The 15,213-nt window shown below is 65.7% G+C and carries 14 protein-coding genes; 11 read left to right on the top strand and 3 right to left on the bottom strand.

Annotation, left to right across the window (positions count from 1 at the left end; genetic code table 11):
• Positions 1-3: 3 nt before the first annotated feature.
• The gene (locus CA951_RS30315; protein WP_087560368.1) at positions 4-1,008 is read right to left on the bottom strand and encodes an NAD(P)-dependent alcohol dehydrogenase; all 1,005 of its coding nucleotides are present in this window, start codon (positions 1,006-1,008) and stop codon (positions 4-6) included.
• A 150-nt stretch (positions 1,009-1,158) separates the two neighbouring features.
• Here CA951_RS30315 and CA951_RS30310 point away from each other — a divergent pair, with 150 nt between their 5' ends.
• From CA951_RS30310 to CA951_RS30290, 5 genes are read left to right on the top strand one after another with little or no spacing between them, the layout of a single operon-like run.
• Positions 1,159-2,181, top strand: coding sequence for a sugar-binding transcriptional regulator (locus CA951_RS30310; RefSeq protein WP_087560367.1), 1,023 nt, complete (start codon positions 1,159-1,161; stop codon positions 2,179-2,181).
• Positions 2,182-2,233: 52 nt separating this feature from the next.
• Positions 2,234-3,559 (top strand): sugar ABC transporter substrate-binding protein, encoded by a 1,326-nt coding sequence (locus tag CA951_RS30305; protein ID WP_087560366.1) that lies wholly within the window; start codon positions 2,234-2,236, stop codon positions 3,557-3,559.
• Positions 3,556-4,521 carry a carbohydrate ABC transporter permease gene (locus tag CA951_RS30300; RefSeq protein ID WP_087560365.1) on the top strand — a complete coding sequence of 322 codons (966 nt, stop codon included), beginning with the start codon at positions 3,556-3,558 and terminating at the stop codon, positions 4,519-4,521. The genes CA951_RS30305 and CA951_RS30300 overlap by 4 nt, the downstream gene beginning before the upstream one ends.
• Positions 4,521-5,399, top strand: coding sequence for a carbohydrate ABC transporter permease (locus CA951_RS30295; RefSeq protein WP_087560364.1), 879 nt, complete (start codon positions 4,521-4,523; stop codon positions 5,397-5,399). Before CA951_RS30300 ends, CA951_RS30295 begins: the two co-directional genes overlap by 1 nt.
• A 51-nt stretch (positions 5,400-5,450) precedes the next feature.
• A complete protein-coding gene (locus CA951_RS30290) occupies positions 5,451-6,536 on the top strand; it encodes an ABC transporter ATP-binding protein (protein WP_087560363.1) in 1,086 nt (361 codons plus the stop codon).
• 21 nt (positions 6,537-6,557) lie between these two features.
• Here CA951_RS30290 and CA951_RS30285 read toward each other — a convergent pair whose 3' ends face one another.
• Entirely contained in the window at positions 6,558-7,310 is a 753-nt protein-coding gene (locus CA951_RS30285; protein WP_087560362.1) for an IclR family transcriptional regulator, read from the bottom strand.
• 77 nt (positions 7,311-7,387) lie between these two features.
• A complete protein-coding gene (locus CA951_RS30280; protein WP_160100721.1) occupies positions 7,388-8,761 on the bottom strand; it encodes an MFS transporter in 1,374 nt (457 codons plus the stop codon).
• A gap of 373 nt (positions 8,762-9,134) precedes the next feature.
• Between CA951_RS30280 and CA951_RS30275 the strand changes: the two genes are divergently transcribed.
• The 6 genes from CA951_RS30275 (at position 9,135) to CA951_RS30250 (ending at position 15,207) form a co-directional block, all read left to right on the top strand.
• Complete coding sequence (locus CA951_RS30275; protein ID WP_087560360.1) at positions 9,135-10,250, top strand: acyl-CoA dehydrogenase family protein; 1,116 nt, start codon at positions 9,135-9,137, stop codon at positions 10,248-10,250.
• A gap of 54 nt (positions 10,251-10,304) precedes the next feature.
• Positions 10,305-11,189 carry an oxaloacetate decarboxylase gene (locus CA951_RS30270; RefSeq protein ID WP_179220365.1) on the top strand — a complete coding sequence of 295 codons (885 nt, stop codon included), beginning with the start codon at positions 10,305-10,307 and terminating at the stop codon, positions 11,187-11,189.
• 265 nt (positions 11,190-11,454) lie between these two features.
• The gene (locus CA951_RS30265) at positions 11,455-12,699 is read left to right on the top strand and encodes a cytochrome P450 (protein ID WP_087560358.1); all 1,245 of its coding nucleotides are present in this window, start codon (positions 11,455-11,457) and stop codon (positions 12,697-12,699) included.
• 44 nt (positions 12,700-12,743) lie between these two features.
• A complete protein-coding gene (locus tag CA951_RS30260; protein ID WP_143543113.1) occupies positions 12,744-13,979 on the top strand; it encodes an NAD(P)/FAD-dependent oxidoreductase in 1,236 nt (411 codons plus the stop codon).
• Positions 13,980-13,993: 14 nt separating this feature from the next.
• Positions 13,994-14,365: a 2Fe-2S iron-sulfur cluster-binding protein gene (locus tag CA951_RS30255; RefSeq protein WP_087560356.1), complete on the top strand. Its 372-nt coding sequence runs from the start codon at positions 13,994-13,996 to the stop codon at positions 14,363-14,365.
• Positions 14,366-14,436: 71 nt separating this feature from the next.
• Entirely contained in the window at positions 14,437-15,207 is a 771-nt protein-coding gene (locus CA951_RS30250) for an SDR family NAD(P)-dependent oxidoreductase (RefSeq protein ID WP_087560355.1), read from the top strand.
• The last annotated feature ends 6 nt before the right edge of the window (positions 15,208-15,213 follow it).

Below are 15,213 nucleotides of genomic sequence, written 5' to 3'. Positions count from 1 at the left end.
TCCTCATTCCTGGACGCGTACGACGGCCTTGAGGCTGCCCGGCGCCCGGTCTGCGTTCAGTGCTTGCTCCGCTTCGGCGAGCGGAAATCTTCCGGTGACCATCGAATCGAGGTCGACCCGCCCGGACCGCGCCAGCGCGATCGCCGTCGGCCAGGTGTTGGCGTAGCGGAACACCCCGGTCAACACCAACTCTCGATTCTGGATGGTCTGGACGGGCAGCGTCATCTCGGGGGCGCCCATGCCCACCAGCACGACGGTTCCCGCGGGCCGCACCGCCCGGATGCCGGCCAGGACCGCACTCGGGGCGCCGGACGCGTCGACGAACGCATCCACGTGCAGTCCCGCGACGTCCTGCTCGCGCGGGTCGAGCACCGCGGTGGCGCCGAATTTCGTTGCGACGTCGCGTCGCCGCGGATCCAGATCCGAGACGATGACCTCGGTGGCGCCGAACGCGAGGGCGGTCTGCGCCGTCGCGATCCCGATCGGTCCCGCGCCCGCGATCAGCACCCGGGAACCCGCCGTCACTCCGGCCTTGCGGGTGGTGGCAATGGCCACGGACAGCGGTTCGCACAGTGCGGCCGCGTCCTCGGACATCTCGTCGGGAACCGGATGCGCGAAGGCCGCGCCGATGGTGACGTACTCGGCCAGCGCGCCGTCGATCGGCGGGGTGGCATAGAACTGCATGTGCGGGCACAGGTTGTAGAGACCGCGCCGGGATTCGTCGGTGTCCGGGTCGGGGCGCTGCGGTTCGATGGAGACTCGCTGTCCGATGCGTGCCGCCGGGACGCCGGTGCCGACGCCCACGACTGTGCCCGACGCCTCGTGTCCCAGCACGATCGGCTGGTCGACCACGAACTCACCGATCCGGCCCTCGCGGTAGTAGTGGGCGTCCGATCCGCAGACGCCGACCGAGGCGACGCGGACCAGCACGTCACCCGGACCGGGAGTCGGCACGGGGCGTTCCCGGATCTCGATCACGCCCGGCTCGACGAGCACGCTGGCACGCATCGTCCTGGGGATATCCGAAGGGAGTGTTGTGTGGGTCACACTTCGATGCTAGCGTATTGAGCAGAAGAACGCATAGTGATCATTTGCTCACGGATTCCCGAGGCGCCGAGGACACACTCGACGGGCCCGGGATCATGGCGAGGAGAACCAGTGACGTCCCCCAACTCGACGGCCCCGACGCCGTCTCTCATCGCGGCACCACCGCCGTCCACGACCGAGGATCTGCGCCTCGCGTTGCGTGCTGCAACGCTGTACTACCTCGACGGAATGACCCAGGCCGAGGTCGCCACCCGTCTCGGCGTCTCCCGCCCGACCGCGGGACGGCTGGTGGCGCGAGCCCGCGCCCAGGGCCTGGTGCGCATCGAGGTGCAGGCTCCCGCACATCTGCGCGACGCGTTGCGTTCGGACGAGGAGCGCGCGCTCGAGGAGAAGTTCGGACTCCTCGAGGCGGTGGTGGTCGCCGATTCCGTCGACGCCACCGGAGCGATCGACGACCACAACAGCTTCGCCGGCGTCGGGCGCGCCGCCGCGTCCCTGCTGGTTCGCCGGATCCGGGAAGGCGACACCCTCGGATTCACGTGGGGGCCGGAGACGGTCGCCGTTGCGCAGGGCCTGCCGTCCGGCGCGGCCACGTGCGCTTCCGTCGTCCAGCTCGACGGCTCGGTGAGTGCCATCAATTACCAGACCGGAACGGAGTACGTCCTCGGTCGATGCGCAGAGCAGCTGCAGGCCAACACCGTTCGGCTCCCCGTTCCCCTGTACGCGGACGCGTCGACTGTGGTATCCATGCGGGGCGACTCGGTCATCTCCAAAGCGCTCGAGGCGGGCCGGACCGCGGAGATGATGATGTTCGGCACGGGCGCCGTCTCGACGTCGACCACCCTGTTCGAAGGCAGCTTCATCGACACGGACATGCTGTCCGTGCTCACCGGCCTCGGTGCGGTCGGCGAGGTCGGTGGTCGCTTCTACCGGCTCGACGGAACCGAGGTCGGCGGCCCACTGGACGAACGGGCCATGTCCGTTCCGCTCGACGACATCCGCGCGTGCGGGGGATCGATCCTCGTCACGGGTGGCGTCGCCAAACACCAAGCGGCACTGGGTGCCCTCCACGGCGGACTGGCCAAGATGCTGGTCTGCGACATCGAATGCGCGCGTTGGCTGCTCGATCAGTAGCACCACGCAAGAGAGGTGAAGATCGGTGAAGAAACACAGGAAACCGGCGACGATGCTGGTAGCCGGAGCGGGGGTTCTCTCCCTAGCGCTCAGCGGATGTGCGGGCGCCGGATCGCTGGGCGCCTCGGACCAGACCATCACCATCGCGATGGTCTCCAACTCGCAGATGCAGGACGCCCAGAAACTCGCCTCGCAGTTCGAGGCGGAGAATCCCGACATCGACCTGAAATTCGTCACACTGTCGGAGAACCAGGCGCGCGCGAAGATCACGGCATCCACCGCGACCGGCGGCGGCGAGTTCGACGTCGTGATGATCAGCAACTACGAGACCCCGCAGTGGGCGCAGTACGGCTGGCTGAAGAATCTGTCGGAGTACGCCCAGGCGACGGAGGGCTACGACGAGGCCGACTTCATCCCCACCCTGCGGGAGTCGCTGTCGTACGACGGGAGCATGTACTCGGTGCCGTTCTACGGCGAGTCCTCGTTCCTGATGTACCGCAAGGACCTGTTCGAGCAGGCCGGAATCACCCTGTCGGAGAAGCCGACCTGGACCGAGGTCGCCGCGGCGGCGAAGCAACTCGACTCCGAGGACATGGCCGGCATCTGCCTGCGCGGCAAGCCCGGCTGGGGTGAACTGCTCGCACCCCTCGACACGGTCATCAACACGTTCGGTGGCCGCTGGTTCGACGAGGACTGGAACGCCCAGCTGACCAGCCCCGAGGTGGAACGCGCGGTCCAGTTCTACGTCGACCTGGTGCGCGAGTACGGCGAGCCGGGAGCCGCGACGAGCGGCTTCGGCGAGTGCGCCACGCAGTTGTCTCAGGGGCAGGTGGCGATGTGGTACGACTCGACGTCCGCGGTCTCCACGCTCGAGGATCCGTCGTCGAGCGCCGTCGTCGGCAAGATCGGGTATGCACCCGCACCCATCGACGTGAAGGACAACTCCGGCTGGCTGTACAGCTGGGCGCTCGGAATCCCCGAGAGCAGCGAGAACCCCGATGCGGCCTGGAAGTTCATTTCGTGGATGACCGACAAGCAATACATACGCACGGTCGGTGAGGATCTCGGCTGGGAGCGGGTGCCTCCGGGCAGCAGGCTCTCGACCTACGAGATTCCCGAGTACAGGGAGGCCTCGGCGGCGTACGGACCGCTGACGCTCGACGCGATCGAGAACGCGACCCCGGAAGCTCCTACCGTGCAACCGGTTCCGTACACGGGCGTGCAGTTCCTGGCGATCCCCGAGTTCCAGGATCTCGGAACCCGCGTCAGCCAGCAGATCAGCGCGGCGATCGCAGGCCAGCAGACCGTGCCCGAGGCGCTCGCCCAGGCACAGCAGTACGCCGAGGTGGTCGGCGCGACCTATCGGGAGGAACGATGACAACCATCGCCGAGAAACCCACCGCGGGCGGCACCTCTGACCGGGTGCGTGAATTGCGGGAGGCCAAAGACGACAGCGTCTCCCGGGCTGAGGGCTGGCGTCGCCGGGGGCCGTTGCTGCCCGCATTGATCTTCATGATCGTGGTGACCCAGATCCCGTTCCTGTTCACGCTGTACTATTCGACGCAGTCCTGGAACCTGGTGCGGCCGGGTTCCCGTGAGTTCGTCGGGCTGCAGAACTACGCGGACGTGTTCCAGGACAGCCAGTTCCGTGAGGTCGCGGTCAACACCGTGATCCTCATCGTCGGAACCGTGCTGATCTCGGTGGTGCTGGGCCTGCTGCTCGCACTGCTGCTGGACCGCGCGTTCCTCGGCCGCGGCATCGTCCGTACCCTCCTCATCACGCCGTTCCTGGTGACGCCCGTCGCCGGTGCGCTGCTGTGGAAGACGACGATGTTCGACCCGGTGTTCGGCATCGTCAACTTCGTGCTCTCCCCGTTCGGGGTAGGGCAGGTCGACTGGGTCAGCAAGTTCCCGCTGGCCTCGGTGATGGTGAGCCTGATCTGGCAGTGGACGCCGTTCATGATGCTGCTGATCCTGGCCGGACTGCAGTCCATGCCCCGCGACATCCTGGAGGCGGCACGGGTGGACGGCGCCAAGCCGTTCGCGATGTTCCGCGAACTGACGCTCCCGCACCTGCGCCGGTTCATCGAACTCGGTGCGGTGCTCGGCGCCATCTACCTGATCAACACGTTCGACGCCATCTACATGATGACGCAGGGCGGGCCGGGCACTGCCAGCGCCAACCTTCCCTTCTACATCTACCAGCGCGCCTTCCTCGGTTTCGACATCGGGCAGGCTGCGGCGATGGGCGTCATCGTCGTGATCGCGACGATCGTCGTCGCGACCCTGGCGTTGCGCCTGATCTTCAAGAGCTTTTCCGGTAACGAGGAGGCAGCGTGATGAGTACCGACACTGCAGCGGCGCCGGTGGAGTCCGCTCCCGCCGCGCCGGAGACGAGGCGGGCGCGCAAGCATCGCAAGTTCAGCCCGTGGAGTGTGGTCGCGTGGATCGTGGCCCTCGGGTTCTTCTTCCCGGTGGCGTGGATGGTGCTCACCGCGTTCAAGCAGGAGGGCGACGCCTATACGACTCCGCCGAAGCTGTTCTTCACACCCACGCTGGACCAGTTCAAGGCGGTCCTCGACAGTGGAATCGGTACGGCACTGCTGAATTCGGCGTTCGCGACCGCCATGTCGACGATCGTCGTGCTGGTGCTCGGTGTTCCGGCGGCGTTCGCGCTGTCACTGCGGCCGGTCCGCAAGACGAAGGACGCCCTGTTCTTCTTCATCAGCACGAAGATGCTGCCGATCGTCGCCGCGATCATCCCGTTGTACGTGATCGTCAACGACATCGGCCTGCTCGACAACATCTGGGCGCTGATCATCCTGTACACGGCGATGAACCTGCCGATCGCGGTGTGGATGATGCGCTCGTTCTTCCTCGAGGTCCCGGGCGAACTGCTGGAGGCCGCGAGCATGGACGGGGCGAGCCTGTGGACGTCGGTGCGTGAGGTGATCCTGCCGCTCGTGTCACCCGGCATCGCGGCCACCGCGCTGATCTGCGTGATCTTCTCGTGGAACGAATTCTTCTTCGCGGTCAACCTCACCGCCGTCCAGGCGCAGACCATTCCGGTGTTCCTCGTCGGATTCATCACCGGTGAGGGCCTGTACTGGGCCCGACTGTCGGCGGCGGCAACGCTGGCGGCTCTCCCGGTCATCCTGGCCGGCTGGGTCGCGCAGAACAAACTGGTCCGCGGCCTGTCCTTCGGCGCGATCAAATGATCACCCCGGCAACCACTTCCCCCGACTTCGGTACCCACCAGAGGAGCAATCATGGCTGACATCGCGTACAAAGGCGCATCCTGCATCTACGAGAACGCCGACACGCTGGCGGTCGATACGCTCGACCTCGAGATCGAAGACGGCGAGTTCATCGTCCTCGTCGGACCGTCCGGTTCCGGTAAGAGCACGGCGCTGCGGATGCTCGCCGGCCTCGAGGACATCGACGAGGGCACCATCACCATCAACGGCAAGGACATGGTGGGGGTGCCGTCGAAGGACCGCGACATCGCGATGGTGTTCCAGAACTACGCCCTCTACCCGAACAAGACCGTGGGCGAGAACATGGGCTTCGCGCTGAAGATGCGGGGCGTCGGCGTCGAGGAACGCAAGAAGAAGGTGGCCGAGGCGGCCAAACTCCTCGACCTCACCGACTACCTGGACCGCAAGCCCGGCAAGCTGTCCGGCGGTCAGCGTCAGCGCGTCGCGATGGGACGCGCGATCGTGCGCGAACCGCAGGTGTTCTGCATGGACGAACCGCTGTCCAACCTCGACGCCAAACTCCGCGTCCAGACCCGCACCCAGATCGCGGCACTGCAGCGCCGGCTCGGCACCACCACCGTCTATGTCACCCACGACCAGGTCGAGGCGATGACCATGGGTGACCGGGTGGCGGTCCTCAAGAACGGTAAGCTGCAGCAGTTCTCGGCGCCCACCGAGCTGTACGACCGGCCCACCAACGCGTTCGTGGCCGGCTTCATCGGTTCCCCCGCGATGAACCTGATGACGATGCCCATCGTCAGCGGCGGTGTACGGCTCGGAAACTCGACGCTCCCGCTCGAACGCGACCAGCTGTCGACGCTGCACGCGGCAGGCCTGGAGACCGTGACGGTCGGCGTGCGCCCCGAACAGCTCGAACTGTCGACCGGGGACGGCGGCATCGAGGTGATCGTCGACCTCGTCGAGGAACTCGGCAGCGAATCCTACGTCCACACCCACATCGCCGGGGACGGCACCCAACTCGTCGCCCGGTCACTGACCCGCACCCCCGCGCGGCTCGCCGACACCGTCTCACTGCGCAAGCGAGACGGAGCGGTGCACCTGTTCCACCCGGAGACCGGGGATCGGATCGGGGACTAGAGTCCGGGATCCGCCCACGGGTCAATAGGGGGCGGTCAGGGTCCGGCTTATTCCCGCGGCGGCGGTGCGCATCGCCGCCAACTGGGACTGGGGGCTCTCGTCACGACTGCGGTACACGATGCTGAGGGACGCGACAACCTCGTGCTTTCGGCCGAAGACGGGGACGGCAACTCCTGTCCACCCCGGCCTGCCGTATCCGTCCGCGTAGACGAAGTGTCGTCGCCGGACGTCGGCGAGGAGTCGGCGAAGCTGGTCCGGGTTGGTCACCGTCTTGTCTGTGAGCCGCTCGAGGGGCCGGGACAACACTTCGTTCTGGTACTCCTGGGACGCGAAGGCGAGGAGGACCAGTCCCGACGATGATGCGTGGAGAAGGTGGCGTTCAGCGATGCGTCCGGCTTCCAGGGTCGTCTGGGCTGGTGCGAGTCGCTCGAGGAAGAGCGCTGATTGGCCGTCCAGTACCGCGAGGGTGACGACCTCGTGGACTGCGCTTTGCAGGTCGACCATGAAGGGCAGGGCGGCATCGCGGAGTCCTACCCCGCGATTACCGTGGGAGGCGAGTTCCCACAGATGCAGCCCGATCTTGATGTCCTTGTCGGGTGCGCGATCGAGGAGGCCGTATTTCACCATTTCCGTGACGAGCCGGTACGTGGTGGGGATGGGCAGTCCGGCGCGGTGGGCGAGGGTACTGAGCGGCATCGACTCGTTGTCCCGGTCGAATGCTTCCAGCACCCTCGTCACACGGCTGATCAGGGATTCACCCTCGGTTCTTGACACAGCGATCCACCTCGGGCGCTCGCAGCCCGCGGTGTGAACGGCTGTCACTGCGTGGGGCTGATCCGATCATTCTTCGTTCATCGAGTCGGCTCCGCCTCCGCTACCTCTCGCTCCCTCGTATCGAGTGCGATGCCGTCGTCTTCGGACAATACTGCCATCTCGCTGGCGTTCGGAAGGCCGAGCCAGCCGACGAAAAATCCGCCGATCGCGCAGATCATCACATAGAAGGCCGGTGCGGTGGGGGAGAACTCGGAGGCCAGCCACGTGGCGACCAACGGGGCGGTGCCGCCGAAGATTGCGAAGCCGAGGGCGTAGGGGAAGGCGCTCGCACTGGCACGAATGTCGACGGGGAAGAGTTCGACGACGGCGAGGCCGGCGGCGATCATTGTCGAGTACTGCAGCGTGGCGAAGATCGCGAGTCCAATGGTCGCGACGACGACTCCGTGGCCTGCCATGACGAAGGTGGGGTAGCTCCACGCTACGAGCCCGGCGGCGAGAGTCATAGCAAAGCGCTTCCGGCTGGTCCGATCGGCCAGTCTCCCGATCGGGAACACCGCAGCGCAAGCTACTCCGAGTGAGATGACGACGATGGCGTATGCGCTGGTCTTGCTGTGGCCCTCGAAGTGCATCAGGTTGGTCGCCATGTACGCGACGGTGATGTAGCCCGCGGTGGCCTGGAGGGCTACCCAGAGGAAGAGTACGAACATCCGCTTCTTCGCGACCCGGAATGCCTGGACAAGTGGCGAACGGTGGCTGTTGTCATCGCTCTTGATGACGTGCGAAATCTCTGCGGCGGCTTTGTACACGTCGGCGTCGTCGACCTTCATCCGGAGGATGAGTCCGACGATGCCGAGCGGGATTGCGAGAGCAAACGGTATCCGCCACACCCACGCGTTGATCTGTTCCGTCGATACCAGAGAACTGATCAACATTGCGGTGAGTGACGCGATCACACTGGCGCCGATGGTGGACGCGATGAGGGGAGTAGCGTTTCTGGCTCGGGTGGCTACTGGTGAGTGTTCCACGACGAGAACGAAGGCCGTGGTCGACTCGCCTCCGGTCGAGAATCCTTGCAGAAGCCGGCAGAGCAGGAGCAGTACCGGTGCAAGGATTCCTACTGCCGAGTAGGTCGGCAGCATGCCGATGACCGCAGTCGCGAGACTCATCATGAGAATCGAGCTGATGAGGACGGTCTTGCGTCCCCATCGGTCTCCGATGTGCCCGAAGACGATCGCGCCGAGAGGCCGGACGACGAACGACACCCCGAAGAGCGCGAAGGTCGACAGCAGACCGACCACGGGGTCTACTTCGGGGAAGAACAGCTGGGCGATGGTAACGGCGAAGAAGCCGTAGAGCGCGTTGTCGAAGTACTCGATGAAGTTGCCGATCGCTCCGGCGCGACGCACGGTGCGGATGTCGGTGGTCGGTCGGTGGTCGATGGGGGATGCCATGTGCCAACACCTCGTTCGGGGACAGGTGGGTGGGAGAAAGCCTGCGGTCATGAACAGAAGGGCGCGCCAATACTCGATCACGAGCAGCTGGGCGTGCGTGAACGCGAGTTCTGCGGGCGTCGGCCTGCGGTATGACCGCTGTCACATCTAAGCCGCGTCTTCTCGCGAAAGTCAAGAGCTGTGAATCACCGCGTCTGTGCGAGGTGGGTCAGAATCCGAAATGCGCGTTCTCTCTATCTCTCTGCGCAAGTGCGAATTTCCCCGGTGCGTACGAAGTGTCGGCGACTCCCGGGGTTGACCGAATCGATGACCAGATCTACCTTAAGGTAGAACCATTTATCGCGAGCTTGGGAATCGAGAGAGGCCGACTGTCGTGGCATCCGTATTTGGCGAGGAACAGAACGAACTCCGGCGGGTAGTCCGGCGGTTCTTCGAAGAGAAGTCCAGCGAGGACGAGGTCCGGCGTCTCATGGAGACCGACGACGGTTACGACCGTCGGGTGTGGACGCAGATGGCCGGGCAACTCGGTCTGCAAGGCCTCGCCATATCCGAGCAGTACGGCGGGTCGGGCTTCACGCAGCTCGAAATGTCGATCGTGCTCGAGGAAATGGGACGCGCTCTGGTGTGTGCCCCTGTTCTGTCGTCGGCCGTGCTCGCAGCGAACCTACTGCTCGAATCCGGTGACGAGGAGGCCAAGACCCGCCTGCTCCCCGTGATTGCCGACGGTTCGGTGATCGCGACGGTCGCCTTGGCGGAGAGCTCCGGGCGGTGGGACGGCGACGGTGTCGCGACCACAGCCGAGCGGGACGCAACCGGGTGGGCAGTGACCGGTGAGAAGCTTTTCGTTCTCGACGGCGGAACCGCCGACGTCGTACTGGTCGTGGCCCGAACGGACCGGGGCCTGTCGTTGTTCGAGGTGAGCGCCGGTTCGTCGGGGCTCACGGTGCGGCCAATGGACACCATGGACCGCACGCGTAAGCAATCGACGATGGTGTTTTCCCGGACGCCGGCCCGGCTGATCGGCGCCGAGGGCGGAGCGGCGATCGCCGTCGAGCGCATGCTCGACCTCGCAGCGGTAGCGGTTGCGGCCGAGGACGTCGGAGGCGCGTTGCGGCAGGTCGAACTGGCCGCCGAGTATGCGCGTACGCGTTCCCAATTCGGCAAGGTTATCGGCAGTTACCAGGCGATCAAGCAGAAACTTGCCGACATGCTGCTCTCGGTGGAGCTGTCGAAGGCGGCTGCCTACCGCGTCGCGCAGGTCGCCGTCGACGATCCCGCCACCCTTGCGGTCGAGGCGGGCATGGCCAAGGCCCTGTGCGCCGAGACGTACGTACAGATTGCCTACGACACCATCCAGATCCACGGGGGCATCGGCTTCACCTGGGAACACCCCGCGCACCTGTACTTCCGGCGCGCGAAGAGTAATGCGTCGCTGTTCGGCACGCCCGCGCACCATCGCGAGCTCGTCGCACAGCGGATGGGTCTGTGAGCTGCGACGCAAGACGTCGCGCCCTGATTTCGACGACACGAAGGAATTCGACAAATGGCTGAAACGACAACACAGCTCCTGCGGCGGCGGATCACGACGGGCCCGCTTCTCGTGGTTCCCGGCGTCGCGAACGCCCTGACCGCGCGACTCGTCGAGGAGGTCGGGTTCGAGGCGGTGTACGTGACGGGCGCGGGAATTGCGAATACCTTTCTGGGTCTTCCCGACATCGGGTTGGTGACATTGACCGAGCTGACCGCGCACGTTGCTGCAATCCGCGACGCGACCGACCTGCCGCTGATCGTCGACGCGGACACCGGATTCGGGAACGCTGTCAGCGTGCGGCGGACCGTTCGTGACCTCGAGCGGGCAGGGGCGGACGGAATCCAGCTCGAAGACCAGCTGTTTCCGAAGCGCTGCGGTCATTTCGGCGGAAAGCAGCTGGTCGGCACCGAGGAAATGGTGCAGAAGATACACGCGGCCGTCGACGCGCGGCGCGACGACGACCTCGTGATCGTGGCACGAACCGATGCTCGCGCGGCCGAGGGTTTCGACGCCGCGATCGACCGTGCCGCCGCGTATCGGGAGGCAGGCGCCGACGTCACGTTCGTCGAGGCGCCGCAGACGGTCGAGGAAGTGCACGCCGTTCCGGAGCGTCTGCCGTGCCCGCAGCTGGTGAACTTCGTGGAAGGCGGGAAGACGCCCTTCGTGCCACTCGAGGACCTGCAGGGGTATTCCATCGCGTTGTTCGCGAACGCCGCGTTGCAAGGAGCGATCAAGGGCACCCTGCAGGTGCTCGACGGACTCCGGGCAACCGGATCGTTGGACGCCGTTGCCCACCAGCTCACGGGCTGGCAGGAGCGTCAGCGGCTCGTCGCGAAACCCTTCTACGACGCGTTGGAGGAGCGTTACGCGACGAGGTCTGCCGCCGTCTCGAGCTGACCGGAACGGTAGCCCTGCACATCGAATAGTTCGCACTACACCGGACCGCCGGGGCACTGCCTCGGCGGGATTCGGCGTGCCAAAATAGACCGCTGACCAGCACTTTTGCGGATATTTTCACTGAGTGAAAACGCTATTTGTGTCGCCGGTCACGCTTGCCAGTATTGAGACACGACTTTGACGACCACCCGCCGCAGCGGCGCACAAGCGAAAGACGCTGCAATGACGGGCTATTCATTCTGCCTACCCCGAGGGAAGGACCACGATGCCGACAGGCTTGGAGAACCCCACACTTCCGCGGTACTCGCACGAACTCGACTGGCCGGACGGACTCGCGCCGTATCGGATCATCGACGAGGAGGGAACCCAGGGCGAGCCCTACGCGCACTACGCGTGGATGAGGAAGAACGCTCCCGTGCTGCGCGTCCGGCACGACGGGGGCGACGTCTGGATGGTGGCGCGGCACGAGGACGTGCGCCGGGCGATGCGGAAGCCGAAAGTCTTCCGCTCCCAGGTCAACGACGAGCAGCCGCTCGCGTTCCTGACCTTGATCGATGCCCCCGACCACACTCGCCTCCGCAAGGTCGTGGCCGCCGCCTTCACCCCCAAGGCGATTGCAGCCGTGGAGGACCGAGTCCGGGAGGTTGCAGCCGACAAGCTGGACGAGTTGATCGCGTCCGGCGGTGGCGAGGTGGTCGAGAACTATGCGCGACCGTTGACCATGGCGACGATCAGCGGGATCCTCGATGTGCCCATCGACGACCTCGCGAAGGTCGAACTGTGGTCGGACAAGATGTTCGTGTATTTCGCTCGGCTGTCCCGCAGCGCCCCGGGCGATGACGACGACGAGGCCTACACGCTGCAGTTCTTCGACTACCTCCGCGACAATTTGCTGCGTCTCTACGATATCCGCAGCGAATCGGTGGGTGGGCACATCGCCCGGATGTGGAAGGACGACGGACTGCTGTCGGAGAAGGAGGCCACCGAGCTGTGCGGGTTCATCTTCGTCTCCGGTTTCGAAACGACCATGCGGTTGATCGGCGGAGGATTCCGAGAGCTGAGCTACAACCCCGACCTCCTCGGTCGCCTACGCGAGAACCCCGGAGATGCCGAGCGTTTCGTCGAGGAGCTCGTGCGGATGCGCGGACCGGTTCACCGCGCGGTCAGGCGAACGACGGAGGTCACCGAGATCGCCGGCGTCACCATTCCCGCCGACTCGATCGTCAGACTGCTCATCGCCTCGGCCAACCGCGACGACACCGTGTGGTCGCATGCGGACACCTTCGACATCGATCGTGATACCGAGGGCCACTTCGGGTTCGGCTACGGCGTGCACAGCTGCCTCGGTGCGCCCCTTGCACGGTTGGAAACGCGAGTGACGGCGGAGCTGCTCGGGCAGAAGGTTCGGTCCGTGTCGTTCGACGAGCCCAACGATCTCGTGTTCTTGAAGGGCAACAGCATGACGACCGGTCCGGAGACGCTGCGCGTGGACCTGATCGCCCAGTCGTAGTGGCGGTGCGTCCGTTCGGACCATCGAGGAGAGAGGAGTGTGCGGTGTCGGATAAACCGGTCATCATCATCGGTTCGGGGCATGCCGGGGTCCAGGCGGCCGCCCGCTTGGCCGAACTACACTGGGACGGGGGAATCGTCCTCGTCGACCAGGAGGAGACCGCGCCGTACGAGCGGCCCCCGTTGTCGAAGGAGATGCTGAAGTCGGCGGATCCGACCGCCCTGAGCCTGCTGCGCAAGGACACGTTCTACAGGGACAACAACATCGAACGGATCAGCGGCCGCCCGGTGCGGACAATCGACCGGGCCGCCCGGCAGATCGAACTCGCCGGCGGGGTGCGGCATTCCTACCACCGGCTCATCATCGCCACCGGCTCGACTCCGCGCCGGCTCGATGTGCCCGGAGCCGACCTGCCGGGCGTTCACACCCTCAGCTCACACGCGGACGCTCTCGCCCTGCAGAAGGCGCTGACCGCTGGAAGCCGAGTGACGATCGTCGGGGCCGGCTACATCGGCCTCGAGGTGGCGGCAGCCGCCGCCGCGCGTGGATGCGACGTGACGATCGTCGAATTCCGGGACCGGGTCCTCAGCCGCGTGACGTCCGAGATCGTGTCCCGCCACTTCGAGTCGTTGCACAGGAGCAACGGAGCGCGTTTCGTCTTCGGTGCCGGCGTTCGGGCGTTCGAGGGCGACGGCCGGGTGCAGCGCGTAGTCACCTCCGACGGAACGTCATTGGACACGGACATCGTCGTCGTCGGCGTCGGCGTGGTTCCGAACCAGCAGCTGGCGGCAGATGCGGGTATCGCTTGCGACGATGGGATTCTGGTGAACCCCCACTGCCAGACCTCGGACCCCGAGGTGTACGCCATCGGGGATGTCGCGCGTTGTCTGCGCGACGGCGAGCCCCGGGGGCAGCGGCTCGAAAGCGTACAGAATGCCGTCGCCCAGGCGATCACCGCGACGAACCACGTCGTCTCGCAGTCATGTGAGGTCAAGACGGAAGTTCCCTGGTTCTGGACGGTCCAGCACGGTACCCGCCTGCAAACGGCGGGCCTGCGACATGAGAGCGACGACATCGTGGTGCGGGGCAGCGCATCGGCAGGCAAGTTCTCCGTGCTGTACCTGCGAGAGGGGAGACTCGCCGCCATCGACACGGTCGATGCGCTCAAGGACTTCGTTCCGGCGAAGAAGCTGATCGCGGCGGGCGCAGCACTCGACCCGGCCCGCGCCGCCGACCCTTCGATCAAATTAGCCCAATCACAGACCGATATTGCTCAGTGAGCGAGGTAACCGAAATGACCGACATCCGCCGTGCCGACGTCCTCGATCCCGAGGCACCCGATACTGCCGACCCGCGCATCGTGGTCATCGACCGCGACGGCGAACATCACCGACTCGACTGGGAGCCGGACCAGTCGCTGATGGAGGTGCTGAGAGACAACGGTCTCCCGATCCTCGCGTCGTGCGGCGGAACGGCGTCGTGCGCCACCTGCCACGTGTTCCTGGACCCGCAAGTCACGGCGGAACTCGGGGAACGCAGCGAAGACGAGCAGGAACTGCTGGAAGAGACCGAGAGTTTCGACACCGCGAGATCGCGGTTGTCGTGTCAGGTCGAACGGTCGACGGCGCTGGACGGAATCACCGTCACCCTCGCTCCCGAAGAGTGACCCGTCCGGGACCCGATCACCCACCGTGCAATCAGATCACCAACGTACCGAGAAGAACTGAGGTTTCGAGAATGCGACTACCGAACAAGCGCACGATCATCACTGCCGCTGCATCCGGCATGGGCAAGGCCGGCGTCGAACTGTTCGCCCGTGAGGGCGCGGCCGTCGCCGCGATCGACCGCGACGAGAAGGCGCTCAAAGAGGTCGTGGAAGCAGTCAATGCCAGCGGTGGGAAGGCGGCCGGCTTCGTCGCCGACCTGTCCGACAACAACGCCGTGCGCGAGTCGTTCGCGGAAGCGACGCGCTGGCTCGGGGGTCTCGATGTGCTGTGGAGCCACGCGGGAATCCCCGCTCCCTCGGAAGTCGAGAACCTCGACCTCGACGCGTACCAGCGTGCAGCGCAGCTGAACGTCACCCAGTCGACACTGCTCGCCAGCGAGGCCGTCACGGTGATGCGCGCGCAGCAGCGTGGATCCATCGTGTTCACAGCGTCGTCGTCCGGACTCGTCGGCTCCGCGCAGAGCCCGCTGTACTCCCTCTTCAAGGCCGGAATCGTGGGGCTGACACGGGGCCTGGCCGTCAGGTACGCCACGGACGGTATCCGGGTGAACGCCGTGTGTCCGGGCATGGTGGCAACACCCATGCTCTACAACGACTTCATGACCTCCGACCCCCGGTTCACAGTCGAGGAGACCGAGCAGAGGTTCGTTTCCGCGATTCCGATGGGCCGCCCCGGTCAACCGCACGAGATCGCCCATGCGGCCTTGTGGTTGGCGTCCGACGACTCCTCGTTCGTCACCGGCGTCCCGCTGCCGGTGGACGGTGGCCTGGTGGCCCGCTGACCCGAG

The organism is Rhodococcus sp. NCIMB 12038, from assembly GCF_002165735.1.
GTDB lineage: Bacteria > Actinomycetota > Actinomycetes > Mycobacteriales > Mycobacteriaceae > Rhodococcus_F.
Note: the sequence above shows the minus strand (reverse complement) of the source record. Positions and strands in the feature narration are given on the sequence as shown.

What these genes read in the sequence shown, in the direction of transcription:
- CA951_RS30315 (WP_087560368.1), bottom strand. Translation starts at nt 1,008, where the DNA reads ATGCGTGCCAGCGTGCTCGTCGAGCCGGGCGTGATCGAGATCCGGGAA.
- CA951_RS30305 (WP_087560366.1), top strand. Translation starts at nt 2,234, where the DNA reads ATGCTGGTAGCCGGAGCGGGGGTTCTCTCCCTAGCGCTCAGCGGATGT.
- CA951_RS30300 (WP_087560365.1), top strand. Translation starts at nt 3,556, where the DNA reads ATGACAACCATCGCCGAGAAACCCACCGCGGGCGGCACCTCTGACCGG.
- CA951_RS30295 (WP_087560364.1), top strand. Translation starts at nt 4,521, where the DNA reads ATGAGTACCGACACTGCAGCGGCGCCGGTGGAGTCCGCTCCCGCCGCG.
- CA951_RS30290 (WP_087560363.1), top strand. Translation starts at nt 5,451, where the DNA reads ATGGCTGACATCGCGTACAAAGGCGCATCCTGCATCTACGAGAACGCC.
- CA951_RS30280 (WP_160100721.1), bottom strand. Translation starts at nt 8,761, where the DNA reads ATGGCATCCCCCATCGACCACCGACCGACCACCGACATCCGCACCGTG.
- CA951_RS30270 (WP_179220365.1), top strand. Translation starts at nt 10,305, where the DNA reads ATGGCTGAAACGACAACACAGCTCCTGCGGCGGCGGATCACGACGGGC.
- CA951_RS30265 (WP_087560358.1), top strand. Translation starts at nt 11,455, where the DNA reads ATGCCGACAGGCTTGGAGAACCCCACACTTCCGCGGTACTCGCACGAA.
- CA951_RS30255 (WP_087560356.1), top strand. Translation starts at nt 13,994, where the DNA reads ATGACCGACATCCGCCGTGCCGACGTCCTCGATCCCGAGGCACCCGAT.
- CA951_RS30250 (WP_087560355.1), top strand. Translation starts at nt 14,437, where the DNA reads ATGCGACTACCGAACAAGCGCACGATCATCACTGCCGCTGCATCCGGC.